Genomic DNA, 17,212 nt, shown 5'->3' on the forward strand with positions numbered 1-17,212 from the left:
CTTTGCAGCCTCGTCGGAATCTCCATGTTCCTCGTTCCCGGCCGTACCGCCGAATATCCCGATTCGCCGCAGTTCCACGATGGCGCCTTCCGCAACCCGGTCACGCCCAAGGCCCCGAAGGGCTGGGAGTCGCTCGCGCTGTTCTGGAAGTTCATGACCGGCAAGCGCCCGACCACCCGCCCGGCCATGCCGCCGCCGGTGCAGCCGCTGGCGGCGCGGATGCTGGCCGACGCGCCCGACAACCGCCTGTACCGGCTCGGCCATTCCACGGTGCTGGTCAAGCTCGACGGCGGCTGGTGGCTGACCGACCCGGTGTTCTCCGAACGCGCCTCGCCGTTCTCCTGGGCCGGGCCGCGCCGCTTCCAGTCGCCGCCGATCGCGCTCGACCAGTTGCCGCCGTTGCGCGGCGTGATCCTGTCGCACGACCACTACGACCATCTCGACAAGGCCACGATCCGCGCGCTCGCCGACCGCACCGAGCTGTTCCTGGCGCCGCTCGGCGTGGGCGAACTGCTGGTGCGCTGGGGCGTGGACCCGGGCAAGGTCGAGCAACTGGACTGGTGGCAGTCGCTGCGGGTCGGCGCGGTCGAGCTGACCGCGACGCCGGCGCAGCACTTCTCCGGCCGCGGCCTGTTCGGGCGCGACCGCACGCTGTGGGCGTCGTGGGCGATCCGCGCGCCGGGCATGAACCTGTTCTTCAGCGGCGATACCGGCTACTTCCCGGGTTTCGCCGAGATCGGCGAGCGGCTCGGGCCGTTCGACCTGACCCTGGTCGAATGCGGCGCCTACGACCCGCTCTGGGAGGGCGTGCACATGCTGCCCGAGCAGACGGTGCAGGCGCACCTGGACCTGCGCGGGCGCTGGCTGCTGCCGATCCACAACGGCACCTTCGACCTGGCCTTCCACGATTGGGACGAACCGCTGGAGCGGGTGCTGGCCACGGCGCAGGCCCGCGGCGTGGCCATCGCCATGCCGATGCTCGGGCAGGCGGTCGACGCCGCCTCGCCGCCACCGCCGCAACGCTGGTGGCGCATGCCCGGCCACGCCGACGAGCCGGCGCCGCGTTCGGTGGTCAGCGCGGGCGAGGCAGGGGGAATGCCACGCTGATGCCGAGGCCGCGGCCGCCGACGCCCTCGGCGACCGCCAGCGTCGCGCCATGCCGGCGCGCGATGCGGGTCACCAGCGACAGGCCGATGCCGCTGCCGCGCTCGCCGTTGCCGTTGCTGCCGCGGAAGAAGCGCTCGAAGATGCGCTCGCGTTCCTTGGCCGGCACGCCCGGCCCGTTGTCGCGCACGTCCAGGCGCGCGCGGCCCTCGGCGATGCGGCAGTCGATCTCGATGCGCGCGCCCTCGCCGGCGTAGCGCACGGCGTTGTCGATCAGGTTGCGCACCAGGATGCCGAGGTCGTCGAGGTTGCCGTGCACCGGCGTCTCGCTGGCGGTCACGGCCAGCACCTGGCGCCGGCGCGCGGCCATGCCCTCGAACTCGCGCGCGACCATCGTGGCGACTTCCGCCAGCTCCACGGTGGTTTCGTCGCGGCTGCGCTGCGAAGCCTCCAGCCGCGCCGAATCGAGCAGCTGCTGCGCCAGCCGCGAGGTGCGTTCGATGCCGCCGGCGAGCCGTTGCAGCGCGAGCTGCGCTTCTTCGCGGGTATCGGCCTGCATCGCCAGCTCCGCCTGGGTCAGCAGCGCCGCGAGCGGGGTGCGGATCTCGTGGGCGGCGTCGGCCAGGAACTGCCGTTCGGCCTGCATTGCATCGCCCAGGCGGGCGAGCAGGGCGTTGAAGGATTCGACCAGCGGCAGGATCTCGCGGGTCATTCCGTCGGTGGGCAACGGGGTCAGGTCGAGCGGTTCGCGCCGCGCCATGTCGCCGCGCAGGCGGGCGATCGGGCGCAGCCCCCAGTGCACCGCCCACCAGCACGCGCCGACCAGGGTCAGCAGCGCCAGCAGCGCGTAGAGCGCCCCGGCCCCCGCCCAATGGCGCAGCTCCGCCTGCACCTGCGACAACGCCAGCCCGGTCTGGACCTGCACCCGGCCCTCGGCGTCGCTGACCGCGTAGACCCGCCACTGCTCGCCGGCGGTGCGGCCGTGGCCGAAACCGGGCTGGAAGTCCGCCTTCAACGGCGCGCGCGGCGCGCGGCGCGACGCGACCACGCGCTCGTGCCCGGCCAGGCTCCAGACCTGGAACTGGAGCTTGTCGAACTTCTGCACCGCTGCGGCCGGCTGGTGCGGCGGCAGCTCCAGCTGCCCGGAGCCGTTGATGCTCGCGATGTCGCGCGGCATCGACAGCAGGATCTGCTCGGCCACCTCGCGCAGCATCATGTCGCCCTGGTGGCTCTGCTGGCGCGAGAGCTGCAGGTACTCGCAGCCCAGCCAGGCCAGCCAGCCGAACATCAGGATGCCGGTGAGGGCCTTGAGCAGCTTGAGCTTGAGCGAGCGATGGCGCATGTCAGCCGATGCGGTAGCCGATGCCGTGCACGGTGGCGATGAACTCCTCGCCGAGCTTGCGGCGCAGCTGGTGCACGTACACCGCGATGGTGTTGCTCTCGAGGGTGCCGTCGCCGCCATAGACCAGCGTTTCCAGGGTTTCGCGCGGGACCACGCGGCCGCGCCGTTCCATCAGCGCCAGCAGGGTACGGTACTCGTTGGTGCCGAGCCGGATCGGCTCGCCGCCGCGGCTCACCGTGCGCGAGGCCGGGTCCACGCTGACGTCGCGCCAGGACAGCTGCGGCGTCACCCGGCCCTGCGCGCGCCGCACCAGGGCGCGCAGCCGCGCCAGCAGCTCGTCGCTCTGGAACGGCTTGACCAGGTAGTCGTCGGCGCCGGCGTCCAGGCCGCTGACGCGGTCGCTGAGGCGGTCGCGCGCGGTGACGATCAGCACCGGGGTGGTGTCGTAGCGCTGGCGCAGCGCGCGCAGCACGTCCAGCCCGGAGCCGCGCGGCAGGCCCAGGTCCAGCAGCACGGCATCGTAGGCATGGTCGACCAGCGCCAGCTGCGCGGCGGCGGCATCGCCGGCGCGGTCCACCTGCCAGCCGTCGCGGGCCAGCGCGGCGGCCACGGCATCGCCGAGCATGCGGTCGTCTTCGACGAGCAGGACCTGGGACAAGGGCGGGTTTCCGGGAGGTTGGCCGGCGATGGTAGGCCGGAGGGTTTAAAGAGTTCTTAAAAGGTCCTGTTCGTACTGGCGGGTGGTCCCTCGTGGGCGATCGCCGTCGGGGATAGCCCCGTGGGAGGGACGTCCGTCCCGACGGAGCCCTGCCGGGAAAGCGTCGGGACCGAAGTCCCTCCCACGGGGGCGGAGCCTCCCGGCGCCTTCGTAAATCGCGCCGCGCCCGCCGATAATGCACGGGTGAACGAAATCCCCGAAACCGTGCAGGTCCTGCACCTCGACGATGTCCTGGCGGTGGTCGACAAACCGGCCGGGCTGATGGTCCACGACAGCAAGCTGGCGCGCGGGGAGGACGATTTCCTGGCCGACCGCCTGCGCGAGCAGCTGGGCCGGCCGATCTTCCTGGTGCACCGGCTCGACCGCGCCACCAGCGGCTGCCTGCTGCTGGCGTTCGAGCGCGAGGCGGCGGGCGCGCTCGGCAAGGCGTTGATGGGCGGCGAGGTCGAGAAGGACTACCTGGCGGTATGCCGTGGCTGGCCGGCGGAGGCCGCGTTCACCGTGGACCACGACCTGGACGGCGGGCCGGGCAAGCCGCAGAAGAAGCCGGCGGTCACCCGTTTCCAGCGCCTGGCGACCGGCGAGCTGCCGGTGCCGTCGGCCGGTTTCGAGACCTCGCGCTATGCGCTGCTGCGCTGCCAGCCGCAGACCGGGCGCTTCCGGCAGATCCGGCGCCATCTCAAGCACCTTTCGCACCATCTGATCGGCGACACCAGCCATGGCGATGGCCGCCACAACCGCACGTTCCGGATGCTGGGCGTGCATCGCATGCTGCTGCATGCGGAGCGGCTGGCGTTTCCGCATCCGGATGGCGGGCGGGTCGAGGTGAGGGCGCCGCTGGATGCGCAGTTCCGCAAGGCGTGCGATCTGTTCGGCTGGTCGCCGTAGGGTTGGCTACCGGCAGGGTGGGACGGCTGTTCGGCCGGATGGCTCCGCACGGACCGATGGGGCTTCGCTGGTGTTGGTCGTGGGCGATGGGAGGCGGTGATGTCTCCTCGTCATGCCAAACCGAGGGTTGTACCCGCATGTGTTGGTGCCAGCGACTTGTTCCCTTCCCGGGGCGAAGCCATGTGGTTCGCGCGGCACTGGGCGCCACCGGGCAGGCCCGATGGCCGGGGATCGAAGATCCAGGAACGTTGCTTCTGGCCCTGGGGGCCTTGGGCAATGAAGGCAAAGCTTTCGCCTTGCGAGCCACTTTTCTTTGCTTGTGCACGCGCGCTGCAGGAGCGGCGCCGCACGGCGAATCCGCCCGAAGGGCGCGGCACAGGGATGTGCCGCGTAAAGAAAAGTAACCCAAAGAAGCGCTTCACAGCAGCCGAACGGCTGATCAAGCACCCCCCGCCTGCGCGCCCGCGGCTGTGCTGCGGGTCCGCGGAGCCAGCGGGATTTTTCGACGCGACCCGCCCGCCATGCAGCCGAGCCTTGGGTATTCGCCGCGCGGCGAATGCCCCGGGGCGAAGCGGTGCTTCGCCTTTTTCCGGCGAGCCCATGTGCGTCGCCCCTGCGGGGTTTTTCCCGCCAGCTCCGCCGCTGCAGAGGGGCCACGTCGCAGTGACATTCGTGGGCCGTGGCGGTTGGCGCGCCGTCGCGCGAGGAGGCGTTGCCCGATCCAGAACGAAATCACGAGCAACAGCAACAGCAACAGCCTAGATCCCTGCCGTCCTCACTGCTTTGCTGCCGCCGGTTCGTTGGCGATCGCTTCCAGGTCCCGCTGCAGATCGGCGAACAGCGGCATCATCTTCTGCTGGATCGCCACCATCAGGTTCTGCATCAGCGCCGGGGTCTTGTCGAGCAGGCTCTGGCCGGCCGGGCTCTCGTAGAACTCGGCCATCGCCAGGACGTCCTCGCGCGAGAACGATTTCTTGTACAGGTCCACGTACATCGGCCGCATCTGCGACCAGGACAGCGCCTGGCGCAGCGTCTCGCGGGTACGGGCCTGGATGCGCGCCAGCTTGTCCTTCTGCTCGGCGGTCAACGGGTGCTGCGCCGCGAGCTGGTCGAACTGCTGCTGCTGCATCGCCTCGATCTGCGGCAGCATCGTGTCGAGCATGTTCTGCGCGCGGGAGGCGGAGAGCAGGCGGTTCACGTCGGCGTCGCTGGGCGCGGCGGCCAGGGCCAGCGGGGCGGCGGCGGCCAGCGCGACGGCCAGGCACAGGCGGGTGCAGAGGGTGCGCAGCGGGCGGGAGCGTTGGTTCATGGGAGCGTCCTGCGGAATGAGCGAAGCGGCAGGATAGCGCTCCGCGCCGGCACCGGGACGTGCCGGCCGCGGCCGGCGGGCCCGGCAGGGCGCCCCCGGATACCTTCCGGTAACCGGCGGCCCGATACAATCGGCGCATGGGGAACGAACCGATCCATGTCGATGCCGTGCTGGCGATCCCGGAAACGGAGATCGTCGAGCGCTTCGTGCGCGCTTCCGGCGCCGGCGGCCAGAACGTCAACAAGGTCGCCACGGCGGTGGAGCTGCGCTTCGACGTGGCGCGTTCGCCGTCGCTGCCCGAACCGTTGCGCGCGCGCCTGCTGGCCCGGCGCGACCGCCGGCTCACCGACGAGGGCGTGCTGGTGATCGAGGCGCAGCGCTTCCGTACCCAGGAGCGCAACCGCGAGGACGCGCGCGCACGGCTGGCCGAGTTCATCGCCGGCAGCCTGTCGGTCCCCAAGCGAAGGATCGCCACCAAGCCCACCCGCGCATCGCAGCTGCGCCGCCTGGAAGCCAAGCGCGGGCGCAGCGACGTCAAGCGTGGCCGTTCTTCGTCCCATTGGGAGTGAAAGTGAGTCAAACCGTCCCGCCGCTGCCGCCCCCGGCACCGCTCGACCCCCTGCGCCAGCCGTCCCCGCCGAACATGCCGCCCGCGCATGGCCCGTTCGTGCGCTGGCTGGGGCGTACCGCGCTGCGCCTGAGCGGCTGGAAGATCGTCGGCCGGCTGCCGGACCTGTCCAAGCTGGTGATGATCGTGGCGCCGCATTCGTCCAACTGGGACGGGTTCGTCGGCTTCGCCGCCAAGTTCGCGCTCGGCTTCGGGGTCAAGGTGCTGGGCAAGGCCAGCCTGTTCTGGTGGCCGCTGGGCCCGTTGCTCAAGCGCCTGGGCGCGATCCCGCTCGACCGCAGCTCGCCGCAGGGCACGATCGGCCAGGCGATCCGCCTGATCCGCGAGTCCGACCGGCTCTGGTACGTGCTGACCCCGGAGGGCACGCGCAAGCGCGTGGAGCAGTGGAAGGCCGGGTTCTGGAAGATCGCCGAGGGCGCCGGGGTGCCGATCCTGCCGGTGTACTTCGACTATCCGAGCAAGACCATCGGCGTGGGCGAGCCGTTCTGGCCGGGCCAGGACATGGAGGCCGACATCGCCGCGATCCGCACCTGGTACCGGCCCTGGATGGGCAAGAACCGCGGCACGGTCTGATCCGCTCCACTCGACGAGGCATCGCATGAAGAAACTGTTCCGACATTCGCTGTTGCTCGCCCTGTCGCTGGCCGGCGCGAGCGCCACGGCGGCCGAGCCCATGCTGGTGATCCACGGCGGCGCCGGGGTGGTCAGGAGCGGGCTCGACGCGCAGGACGAGGCCGAGGCGCGCGCGGGGCTGGAGCGCGCGCTGCGCGCCGGCCACGCGGTACTGGCGAAGGGAGGCAGCGCGGTCGACGCGGTGGCCGCCACGATCGTCGTGCTGGAGGACGCCCCCCAGTTCAACGCCGGCCGCGGCGCGGTGTTCACCCACGACGGCCGCAACGAACTGGATGCGGCGATCATGGACGGCAGTACCGGCCAGGCCGGCGCGGTGGCCGGCGTGCACCGGGTCAAGAACCCGATCCGGCTGGCGCGCGCGGTGATGGACAAGTCGCCGCACGTGATGCTGGTCGGCGACGGCGCCGAGGCCTTTGCCGAGGAGCAGGGCGTCGCCCTGGTCGATCCGGCCTACTTCCGCACCGAAAAGCGCTGGCAGCAATTGCAGAAGGCGTTGAAGGAGGAGGCCTCCGGCCAGGCGCATGCCGACCTGGAGACCGCCAAGCACTTCGGCACGGTCGGCGCGCTGGCGCTCGATGCGCAGGGCCGGCTCGCGGCCGGCACCTCCACCGGCGGCATGACCAACAAGCGCTACGGCCGGGTCGGCGACTCGCCGATCATCGGCGCCGGCACCTATGCCAACGCCCAGTGCGCGGTGTCCGGCACCGGCTGGGGCGAGTTCTACATCCGCGCGGTGGCGGCCTACGACATCTGCGCACGGATGAAGTACGCCGGCCAGGGCCTGGCCCAGGCCGCCGAAGCGGTGATCGACCGGCAGATTCCCCAGGCCGGCGGCGACGGCGGGGCGATCGCGCTGGATGCCAACGGCAATTTCGCCTTCCCGTTCAATACCGACGGCATGTACCGCGGCTGGATCGGCGCCGACGGCGTGCCGCATGTGGCGATCTTCAAGGACGAGAAGCTCTGAAGGACCGGGCTTCGGGCCCCGGGGCCGGGAAGCCGGAGGCCGCGAAAGCGGCAAGCCTGCTTCGGACCGCATGCCGTTGTGGGAGGGACTTCAGTCCCGACGAGGCTTTGCCGGCCCTCTGTCGGGACTGAAGTCCCTCCCACAAATCCCGAATCCCGATCCAATGGCACATGCCGCCGCGCCGGAAACCGGGTAGGTTGCGCGGCTGTCGCTGTCCCCAGTCCCCAGGAGTTTCATCCCATGTCGCGTACCGTCGTACTGGCCGCCGCCATCAGCCTGGCGCTGGCCGCCTGTTCCGGAAAAGAGTCCCCCGCCGTGCCCGAGAAGACCGCCACCGCCCAGACCCCGGATGCCGCGCCGAACCCGCTGCTGGCCGCCAGCACGCTGCCGTTCCAGGCGCCGCCGTTCGACAAGATCCAGGACAGCGATTACCTGCCCGCCTTCGAGGAAGGCATGCGCCAGCACCTGGCCGAGGTCCGCAAGATCGCCGACAACCCCGAGCCGGCCACCTTCGCCAACACGATCGAGGCGCTGGAGCGCTCCGGCGAGACCCTGACCCGCGTTTCGCGCATCTTCTTCGGCCTGGTGCAGGCCGACACCAACGACGCGCGCCAGAAGATCCAGGAAGAGATCGCGCCCAAGCTGGCCGCGCACCAGGACGAGATCAACCTCGATCCGAAGCTGTTCGCGCGCATCAAGTCGATCTACGACCAGCGCGACGCCTTGAACCTCGATCCGGAACAGAAGCGCCTGGTCGAGCGCGACTACCAGGAGTTCGTCCGCGCCGGCGCGCAGCTGTCCGACGCCGACAAGGCCACGCTGCGCAAGCTCAACGTCGAGGAAACCACGCTCTCCACCCAGTTCCACACCAAGCTGGTCGCCGCGACCGCCGCCGGCGCGGTGGTGGTGGACGACAAGGCCAGGCTGGACGGCCTGAGCGAAGGCGACGTCGCCGCGGCGGCCGAGGCGGCCAAGGCGCGCAAGCTCGACGGCAAGTACGTGCTGGCCCTGCAGAACACCACCCAGCAGCCGGTGCTGGCCTCGCTGAAGGACCGCGACCTGCGCGCGCAGGTGCTGCAGGCCTCCGAGACGCGCACCGAGAAGGGCGACGGCAACGATACCCGCCAGATCATCCAGCGCCTGGCGCAGCTGCGCGCGCAGAAGGCCAAGCTGCTCGGCTTCGACAGCTACGCCGCCTACAGCCTGGGCGACCAGATGGCCAAGACCCCGGACGCGGCCTTCAAGCTGCTCAGCGATACCGTGCCGGCCGCCACCGCCAAGGCGCGCAGCGAGATCGCCGAGATGCAGAAGGTGATCGACGCGCAGAAGGGCGGCTTCAAGCTCGCCGCCTCTGACTGGGACTTCTACGCCGAGCAGGTGCGCAAGGCCAAGTACGACCTGGACGAGTCGCAGATCAAGCCGTACTTCGAGCTCGACAACGTGCTGCAGAACGGCGTCTTCTACGCCGCCAACCAGCTCTACGGCCTCACCTTCAAGCAGCGCACCGACATCCCGACCTACCACCCGGACATGAAGGTGTACGAGGTGTTCGACAAGGACGGCAGCTCGCTGGCGCTGTTCTACACCGACTACTTCAAGCGCGACAGCAAGTCCGGCGGCGCCTGGATGGACGTGTTCGTCGAGCAGGACGGCCTGACCGGCGCCAAGCCGGTGGTCTACAACGTCTGCAACTTCACCAAGCCCGCGCCGGGCCAGCCGGCGCTGCTCAGCTTCGACGACGTCACCACGATGTTCCACGAGTTCGGCCATGCGCTGCACGGCATGTTCTCGAAGGTGAAGTATCCGTCGCTGGCCGGCACCAGCACCTCGCGCGACTTCGTCGAATTCCCGTCGCAGTTCAACGAGCACTGGGCGACCGATCCGAAGGTGTTTGAGCACTACGCCAAGCACTACCAGACCGGCGAGCCGATGCCCAAGGAGCTGGTGGAGAAGATCCAGAAGGCCAAGACCTTCAACCAGGGCTATGCCACCACCGAGTACCTGTCGGCGGCGCTGCTCGACCTGGCCTGGCACACCCTGCCGGCGGATGCGCCGTTGCAGGACGTGGACAAGTTCGAGGCCGACGCGCTGAAGAAGTTCAAGGTCGACCTGGCGGAAGTGCCGCCGCGCTACCGCACCAGCTACTTCGACCACATCTGGGGCGGCGGCTATTCGGCCGGCTACTACGCCTACTTCTGGTCGGAAGTGCTCGACCACGACGCGTTCGAGTGGTTCAAGGAAAACGGCGGCCTGACCCGCGCCAACGGCGACACCTTCCGCGACAAGATCCTCTCGCGCGGCAACACCGTCGAACTGGCCGACCTGTACCGCCAGTTCCGCGGCAAGGACCCGAGCGTGGAACCGCTGCTGGAGAACCGCGGCCTGAAGTAAGTCGGCCGGACCTGCATGCGGATGGCCGTCGTCCCCGCCCAGGCGGGGGTGAAGCGTCGCTGCTTGCGGGCCACTGGCTCGCGTGGCGCCGAACGCCGTCGGGCTAGGCCCGATGGCCGGAGGCGAAGACCCAGCGGCCCCGCATCGCGCGTTCAGCCCCGCAAGCGGGGATGGCGCCCCTGCCGCGCAACGAAACAGACGGGATGGCGTCCAGCGCCATCCCGTTTCTGTCTGCGCGGGTCATGACGATCGTCACTGGTCCCCGCTCCGAGCGTGGCCGATGCTGCGACGAACACGCGATCGGAGCAGGCCATGCACGCATCCGAAGAACCCAGTCGCTGGCACAAGACCCGCCACTGGCTGCGACGCGAGGCCCTGCCGTTGGCGGCGATGATCCTGCTGATGACCGCCGCGCGGTCCTCCTTCGCCAACCATTACCACGTGCCCAGCGGCTCGATGCAGCCGACCTTGCAGCCCGGCGATCGCGTGGTGGTGGACATGAGCGCGTACGGCCTGCGTGTACCGTTCACCGAACGCATCGTGGTGGCGCGTGGCCAGCCGCAGCGCGGTGAAGTGGCGGTGTTCGACTCTCCCCATGACGGCACCCGTCTGATCAAGCGGGTGGTGGCCGTGGCCGGCGATCACGTCGATCTGCGTGGCGGGCACCTGTACATCAATGGGCAACCGCTGGCGGCCGACCAGGCCGGCCTGATCGAACGTTTTGACGGGCGCTCCGCGCGGCTCGATCTGGACGACGGCGGTGGCCCCGATCTGACGGATGTGGTGGTACCGTCAGGCAAGGTGCTGGTGCTGGGCGATCATCGCGGCGCCAGCTTCGATGGCCGCTTCTTCGGCTTTGTCGAGGCCGATCGCATCTACGGCAAGGCGCTGGCGATCTACTACCGTCGCGGCGAAGGATTGGAGTGGCGGCGGCTGTAGTCGCGTATCTCACGCGAACGACCTGTTTGCCCGGACACCCGGGCAAATGGGGTCCCAGTATTCTTCTGGCCGTCGTCCCCGCGCAGGCGGGGACCCAGCGGCTTTCGAGCAGACTCCGGGATGTGGCTGGAGCGTCGGGATCGGGGCATCGTCAGTGTGATCGATCGGTTCCGTCGATCTCTAATCCATCGCGGTAGATCAGGATGGCGGTACACGCGTTCTCTCTGAACCAGGCTCTGACATGAACATCGCCGGCACGCCAATCCCAGGCCTCGACGCCGAAGTCGAAACTGCCGCCATCGTGGCAGGTACCTGCGATCCGTTCGATATCCTCTAGGGACCTGCCGAGGAACTGCGCGGGCGGCTGGAAGCGCGCGATCAGCGCATCCGCGTTTGTCGGCCGGCGGTGCCAGTTGGGATCGATTTGCGCCTCGATGCATATGCCGTCGCGGAAATAGCCGCCCAGTCGTGGGTCCACGAAATCCCAGGTAGCGGCCACGATGCCGTTGTAGCGTCCTCCTTCCTGCAACCGCAGGGTGTGGTTGGGGCGCCCCAATGTTTTCTCGATCTCACGCCGTCGCTGGCCTATCAGCATTTCGGGATGCAACTGCGGTGGCAACGGAACCGGAGGCCTGGCGGCCGTCGTCGTCGGGTCCGCACGGTGTCGGTTGTATGCCTTCAACAGGATCAGGCGCAACGATGCCCGCGTTATCCGCAGCAGCACCGGTGCGAACACCACGAGCAGCACCGCGGCGATTGCGATGGACAACAACATGAATGCAGTAGACACGTAGATCCTCACCGCTCCGAAGGCCCGCTCTCGTCGTAGCTGCGCGGCGCGAACAGGTCCGGCTGGATCAGCTCGATGAAGGCGCGCGCCTGCGACGAGAGGTACTTGCCCTTGCGCACCACCACGCCGTAGCTGCGGGTCGGGAACCAGTCCTTCAGCGAGCGCATCGCCAGCTTGTCGCGGTCGGCTTCGGTCAGGCAGATCGCGGTGACGATCGAGATGCCCATGCCCATCGCCACGTATTGCTTGATCACCTCCCAGCCGCCCACTTCCAGCGCCACCGTGTAGGGCACGCGGTTCTGCTGGAACACCAGGTCGACCAGCCGGTAGGTGACCTGGCGCTTGGGCGGCAGGATCAGCGGATAGGGCGACAGGTCCTCCAGCGCGATCCTCGGCTTGCCGGCCAGCGGATGATCGGGCGGCGTGATCAGCACCTGCTCGAAGCGGTAGACCGGCGCGTAGTTCAGGTCGGCCGGCACGTCGAGCATCGAGCCGACCGCCAGGTCGACCGCGTCCTCGCGCAGCAGGTCGGTGCCGTCGGCGCTGATCGCGTTGTGCAGGGTCAGGCGCACGTCCGGATGGCGGGCGCGGAAGTTCTCCACGATCTTCGGCAGCAGGTACAGGATCGTCGAGCTGTTGGCGGCGATGTTCAGCTCGCCGGCGTCCAGGCCCTTCACCTTGTCGCGGAAGCTCGCCTCCAGGCCGTCCAGGCTCTCCACCAGCGGCTGCGCCATCTCGTACAGCAGCTGGCCCTCGCGGGTGGGCGTCAGGCGCCGGCCGACCCGCTCGAACAGCACCGCCCCCAATTCCCGCTCCAGCGCCTGCAACTGCAGCGTCACCGCCGGCTGGCTGACGAAAAGCGCCTCGGCCGCGCGCGAGACCGAGCCCAGCCGGACCGTCTGGCAGAACGCCCGCAGCGGTTTGAGCCGGTCGGATTTGTAGGAAAAACGCGGACTTGCAGGGGGCTTCGTGGCCATGGCGTGACGACTATAAGCCAGACTTATGTAGAGCATTGACAAAACTATTTTGTCAAATACTTCCGGCTGGAGGGATGGTGGTGGCCCCCGGCAAGCGCAGGAATCCACCATGTCGATGTACGCGAATCCCTCGCAAGAGCACCGCACGTCCATGTGCGGGGAGGCGAAGGAAACGAATCCCTCGCAGGAACCCCGCACCTCCGCCCTCCGTCCCGAACCCGTCGAGCGGCCGACCCCCGGCCTGACCCTGACCACCCAGGTCGCCGGCCAGTCCGAGCTGCTCCCGCCTGCCGCGCTCGGGTTGCTGGTCTCGCTGCACCGGGCGATCGAGCCGGAGCGGCAGGCCCGGCTGGCCGCGCGTCGCGAGCGCCAGGCGTTCTTCGACCGGGGCGGGCTTCCGGACTTCCGAGCCGACACCGCCGCGATCCGTGCCGGCGACTGGACCGTCGCGCCGCTGCCGGCGGCGCTGCAGGACCGCCGGGTCGAGATCACCGGCCCGACCGACCCGAAGATGGTGATCAACGCGCTGAACTCCGGCGCCAAGGTGTTCATGGCCGACTTCGAGGACTCGACCTCGCCGACCTGGAAGAACCTGCTGGCCGGCCAGCGCGCGCTGATCGGCGCGGTGCGCGGCGATCTCGCCTTCGACACGCCGGCCAAGCACTACGCGCTGCGCCCGTACGAGGAGCAGGCGGTGCTGATCGTGCGCCCGCGCGGCTGGCACCTGGACGAGAAGCACGTGCTGATCGACGGCCAGCCGATCGGCGGCGGCCTGTTCGACGCGGCGCTGTTCGCCTTCCACAACGCGCGCGCGCTGATGGCCAAGGACCGCGGCCCGTACTTCTACCTGCCCAAGTTGCAGTCGATGGAGGAGGCGGCGCTTTGGGAGAGCGCGCTGTCGCACATCGAGGCGATGCTGGGGCTGCCGCACGCGCAGATGAAGGTCACCGTGCTGATCGAGACGCTGCCGGCGGTGTTCGAGATGGACGAGATCCTGTACGTGCTGCGCGATCGCATCGCCGGCCTGAACTGCGGCCGCTGGGACTACATCTTCTCCTACCTCAAGACCTTCCGCCGCCATGCCGACCGCGTGCTGCCCGAGCGCGGCCAGGTGACGATGACCCAGCCGTTCCTGAAGGCGTACTCGGAGCTGCTGATCAAGACCTGCCACCGCCGCGGCGCGCACGCGATGGGCGGCATGGCGGCGCAGATCCCGATCAACCACGACGAGGCCGCCAACGAGCAGGCGATGGCGCGGGTGCGCGCCGACAAGCTGCGCGAGGTCACCGCCGGCCACGACGGCACCTGGGTGGCGCATCCGGCGCTGATCCCGGTGGCGAAGGCGATCTTCGACGAGCACATGCCCACCCCGAACCAGCACCACGTGCTGCGCAACGACGTGCAGGCCGAGCGCGACGCGCTGATCGCGCCGAGCCCGGGCACGATCACCCGCGCCGGCTTCGAGGGCAACGTCGAGGTGTGCGTGCGCTACCTCGCGGCATGGCTGGACGGCAACGGCTGCGTGCCGATCCACAACCTGATGGAGGACGCCGCTACCGCCGAGATCAGCCGCGCGCAGATCTGGCAGTGGCTGCACACCCCGGGCCGGCACCTGGACGACGGCACCGCGATCGACTTCGCCCTGCTGGAGACCACGCTGCGCAACCTGCCGGCGCGGCTCGGCAACCAGGCCGGCCTGCCGGGCGCGGCGCGCATCGGCGAGGCGATCGCCCTGCTCGACGGGCTCAGCCGCGCCGACGAGCTGGCCGAGTTCCTGACCCTGCCGGCCTACACGCTGATCGATTGACGCCAATTCCGTCATTCCCGCTTCCGCGGGAATGACGAACACAGGCGCAGCACCCCCATCCAACGGAGAACGCACGATGACCACCAAGCTGCCGACCGCCGCCGACATCCAGCGCGAATGGGACACCCATCCCCGCTGGAAGGGCATCACCCGCAACTACAGCGCCGAGGACGTGGTGCGCCTGCGCGGTACCGTCCACGTCGAGCACTCGCTCGCCCGCCTGGGCGCGGAGAAGCTGTGGCGCTACCTGCACGAGAAGGATTTCGTCAACGCATTGGGCGCGCTGACCGGCAACCAGGCGATGCAGCAGGTCAAGGCCGGCCTCAACGCGATCTACCTGTCGGGCTGGCAGGTCGCCGCCGATGCCAACCTGGCCGGGCAGATGTACCCGGACCAGTCGCTGTACCCGGCCGATTCGGTGCCGGCAGTGGTCAGGCGCATCAACAACACGCTGCTGCGCGCCGACCAGCTGCACCATGCCGAGGGCAAGGACGAGGTCGACTTCCTGCAGCCGATCGTCGCCGACGCCGAGGCCGGCTTTGGCGGCGTGCTCAACGCCTTCGAGCTGATGAAGGCGATGATCGAGGCCGGCGCGGCCGGCGTGCATTTCGAGGACCAGCTGGCCTCGGTCAAGAAGTGCGGCCACATGGGCGGCAAGGTGCTGGTGCCCACGCGCGAGGCGATCGAGAAGCTCAACGCCGCGCGCCTGGCCGCCGACGTGATGGGCGTGCCGACGCTGCTGGTCGCGCGCACCGATGCCGAGGCCGCCGACCTGCTGACCAGCGACATCGACGAGAACGACCGGCCCTTCACCACCGGCGAGCGCACCGTCGAGGGCTTCTACCGCACCCGCAACGGCCTGGACCAGGCGATCAGCCGCGGCCTGGCCTACGCGCCCTACGCCGACCTGGTGTGGTGCGAGACCGGCAAGCCCGACCTGGAGTTCGCGCGCCGGTTCGCCGAGGCGATCCATGCCAGGTTCCCGGGCAAGCTGCTGGCCTACAACTGCTCGCCGAGCTTCAACTGGAAGAAGAACCTGGACGACGCCACGATCGCGCGCTTCCAGAAGGAGATCGCCAGCTACGGCTACAAGTTCCAGTTCATCACCCTGGCCGGCTTCCACAGCCTGAACTACTCCATGTTCAACCTGGCGCATGGCTACGCGCGCCGCCAGATGAGCGCCTTCGTGGAGCTGCAGGAAGCCGAGTTCGCCGCGGCCGAGAAGGGATTCACCGCGGTCAAGCACCAGCGCGAGGTCGGCACCGGCTACTTCGACGCGGTCACCCAGGCCATCCAGCAGGGCCAATCCTCGACCACCGCCCTCAAGGGTTCGACCGAGGAAGCCCAATTCCATGGTGAGAAGGCTGCCTGAGCCCGGCTCCGGCAGTGCTACTGGCCCTCGGGAGGGCCCGGCCCGGTTCGCCGGGCCTTTTTTTGCGAGTCCCAAACCGGGACGTCCCCACCGTCGCCATGCCGGTATTTTTTTGCCTGCATGCCGCGAATGCATACTCCAGGCGTGCGCCACGGCGCTAGGATCGGCCTTGGATCGGTCCGCTCCGTCCTGTCTCAAAATTTTGTGAGATTTACTGTGATGGCAAACAAGACCGGGAAGCGGGCTGGTAAGATCGAGGGCTGACTGGCAGCCCTCGCCAGGCGTAGGACCAAGGGGATGACCTGCGAAAGCGCGGTGCCGGGGTCGGTCGACCTGACCGGCCATATTGTCGATAAGCTGCCCAACGCATTGAATGCGGTGCTGGGGGCCGACGAGCTGGCGTTGTTCGCCAGGTTCGGGCGCGAGCGCGCCTTCCGTGCCGGCGAGGTCATCTTCCGCCGCGGCGAGATCCAGACGCAGATGTACGTCTGCCTGGAGGGCGAGGTCGATCTCGATTTCGGCGAGGACCTGATCGTCAAGCACCTGACGACCGGCGAGTTCTTCGGCGAACTCGGCCTGCTGATCGGCAACCACGCCCGCAGCGCCGACGCCGTGGCGGCGACCGCGTGCCGCCTGATCGAGCTCGACCACAACGATTTCCAGCAGCTGGTCGACTTCGATCCCGGCCTGATCGCGCACTTCCTGCGCCGCACCATCCTGCGCGTGGTCAACAACGAGCAACTGCTGATCCGCCAGCTGCGCCGCCGCAACCACGATCTCGAGCAGGCGCTCGACAACCTCCATGCCACCTCGCACCAGCTCAACCAGACCGAAGAGCTGGTGCGCACCGACGAGCTGACCGGCCTGTACAACCGCCGCGGCCTGGCCCTGCACCTGCAGGACTGCCGCCGCAGCGGCCGCTCGCCGGGCTTCGGCCTGCTGCTGGTCGATTGCGACCGCTTCAAGCACGTCAACGACGAGTACGGGCACATCGTCGGCGACCGCGTGCTGCAGAACGTGGCGCAGGTGCTGCGCTCGGTGATGCGCGAGGGCGACCTGGCCTGCCGGCTGGGCGGCGACGAGTTCTGCATGTTCGTCGGCGTCGAGGACGAGCGGGAGCTGTACCGCATCGGCGAGCGCGTGATCGCGCGCGTGCAGGGCGAGCTGGAGCGCGCCGGCGACATCCCGCACATCTGCTCGGTCAGCATCGGCATCAGCGTGGTCGACGGCGCCGGCGGCTGGAACGAGTGGTACGCGCGCGCCGACAACGCGCTCTACGAAGCCAAGCGCCTGGGCGGAAACCGCCTGCATGGCATGGACGACGCGCCGACCGCGGCGGGTTGACGG

15 protein-coding genes are annotated in these 17,212 nt (G+C 69.2%); 10 read left to right on the top strand and 5 right to left on the bottom strand.

Annotated elements, in window-relative coordinates; all coding sequences use genetic code 11:
- Positions 1 to 24: 24 nt before the first annotated feature.
- Positions 25 to 1,107, top strand: coding sequence for an MBL fold metallo-hydrolase (locus FD678_RS14560; protein WP_140725074.1), 1,083 nt, complete (start codon positions 25 to 27; stop codon positions 1,105 to 1,107).
- Here FD678_RS14560 and FD678_RS14565 read toward each other — a convergent pair.
- Together FD678_RS14565 and FD678_RS14570 are read right to left on the bottom strand one after the other, a co-directional pair.
- A complete protein-coding gene (locus tag FD678_RS14565) occupies positions 1,073 to 2,446 on the bottom strand; it encodes a sensor histidine kinase (RefSeq protein WP_177497815.1) in 1,374 nt (457 codons plus the stop codon). The genes FD678_RS14560 and FD678_RS14565 overlap by 35 nt on opposite strands.
- 1 nt (position 2,447) lies before the next feature.
- Positions 2,448 to 3,104, bottom strand: a complete 657-nt coding sequence (locus FD678_RS14570) for a response regulator transcription factor (protein ID WP_140725080.1) — start codon at positions 3,102 to 3,104, stop codon at positions 2,448 to 2,450.
- Between the two features lie 243 nt (positions 3,105 to 3,347).
- On the opposite strand from FD678_RS14570, the gene FD678_RS14575 reads away from it, so the two are divergent.
- Positions 3,348 to 4,052, top strand: coding sequence for a pseudouridine synthase (locus tag FD678_RS14575; protein ID WP_140725083.1), 705 nt, complete (start codon positions 3,348 to 3,350; stop codon positions 4,050 to 4,052).
- Positions 4,053 to 4,827: 775 nt separating this feature from the next.
- Here the strand turns inward: FD678_RS14575 and FD678_RS14580 are convergent.
- The gene (locus FD678_RS14580; RefSeq protein WP_140725087.1) at positions 4,828 to 5,361 is read right to left on the bottom strand and encodes a DUF2059 domain-containing protein; all 534 of its coding nucleotides are present in this window, start codon (positions 5,359 to 5,361) and stop codon (positions 4,828 to 4,830) included.
- Positions 5,362 to 5,498: 137 nt separating this feature from the next.
- Here FD678_RS14580 and arfB point away from each other — a divergent pair, with 137 nt between their 5' ends.
- The 5 genes from arfB (at position 5,499) to lepB (ending at position 10,919) form a co-directional block, all read left to right on the top strand.
- A complete protein-coding gene (gene arfB, locus FD678_RS14585) occupies positions 5,499 to 5,930 on the top strand; it encodes an alternative ribosome rescue aminoacyl-tRNA hydrolase ArfB (protein ID WP_140725091.1) in 432 nt (143 codons plus the stop codon).
- A gap of 2 nt (positions 5,931 to 5,932) precedes the next feature.
- Positions 5,933 to 6,562 carry a lysophospholipid acyltransferase family protein gene (locus FD678_RS14590; RefSeq protein WP_140725094.1) on the top strand — a complete coding sequence of 210 codons (630 nt, stop codon included), beginning with the start codon at positions 5,933 to 5,935 and terminating at the stop codon, positions 6,560 to 6,562.
- Positions 6,563 to 6,587: 25 nt separating this feature from the next.
- Positions 6,588 to 7,589 (top strand): isoaspartyl peptidase/L-asparaginase family protein, encoded by a 1,002-nt coding sequence (locus FD678_RS14595; protein WP_256661940.1) that lies wholly within the window; start codon positions 6,588 to 6,590, stop codon positions 7,587 to 7,589.
- Positions 7,590 to 7,829: 240 nt separating this feature from the next.
- Positions 7,830 to 9,980, top strand: a complete 2,151-nt coding sequence (dcp, locus tag FD678_RS14600) for a peptidyl-dipeptidase Dcp (RefSeq protein WP_140725097.1) — start codon at positions 7,830 to 7,832, stop codon at positions 9,978 to 9,980.
- Positions 9,981 to 10,292: 312 nt separating this feature from the next.
- Complete coding sequence (gene lepB, locus FD678_RS14605) at positions 10,293 to 10,919, top strand: signal peptidase I (protein ID WP_140725100.1); 627 nt, start codon at positions 10,293 to 10,295, stop codon at positions 10,917 to 10,919.
- A 151-nt stretch (positions 10,920 to 11,070) separates the two neighbouring features.
- On the opposite strand, the gene FD678_RS14610 is transcribed toward lepB, so the two are convergent.
- Both FD678_RS14610 and FD678_RS14615 read right to left on the bottom strand, forming a co-directional pair.
- Positions 11,071 to 11,694, bottom strand: coding sequence for a hypothetical protein (locus FD678_RS14610; RefSeq protein WP_177497817.1), 624 nt, complete (start codon positions 11,692 to 11,694; stop codon positions 11,071 to 11,073).
- Positions 11,695 to 11,717: 23 nt separating this feature from the next.
- A complete protein-coding gene (locus FD678_RS14615; RefSeq protein ID WP_140725107.1) occupies positions 11,718 to 12,686 on the bottom strand; it encodes a LysR family transcriptional regulator in 969 nt (322 codons plus the stop codon).
- 109 nt (positions 12,687 to 12,795) lie between these two features.
- On the opposite strand from FD678_RS14615, the gene aceB reads away from it, so the two are divergent.
- The 3 genes from aceB to FD678_RS14630 all read left to right on the top strand — a co-directional run bounded on the left by aceB (position 12,796) and on the right by FD678_RS14630 (position 17,209).
- Positions 12,796 to 14,493, top strand: a complete 1,698-nt coding sequence (aceB, locus tag FD678_RS14620) for a malate synthase A (protein WP_218569743.1) — start codon at positions 12,796 to 12,798, stop codon at positions 14,491 to 14,493.
- A 76-nt stretch (positions 14,494 to 14,569) separates the two neighbouring features.
- Positions 14,570 to 15,865: an isocitrate lyase gene (gene aceA, locus FD678_RS14625; protein ID WP_140725110.1), complete on the top strand. Its 1,296-nt coding sequence runs from the start codon at positions 14,570 to 14,572 to the stop codon at positions 15,863 to 15,865.
- Positions 15,866 to 16,162: 297 nt separating this feature from the next.
- On the top strand, positions 16,163 to 17,209 hold the full coding sequence (locus tag FD678_RS14630; protein WP_140725113.1) for a GGDEF domain-containing protein: 1,047 nt from the start codon (positions 16,163 to 16,165) through the stop codon (positions 17,207 to 17,209).
- Positions 17,210 to 17,212 lie beyond the last annotated feature (3 nt).

Source organism: Pseudomonas sp. Hp2, assembly GCF_006386585.1.
Taxonomy (GTDB): domain Bacteria; phylum Pseudomonadota; class Gammaproteobacteria; order Xanthomonadales; family Xanthomonadaceae; genus Pseudomonas_S; species Pseudomonas_S boreopolis.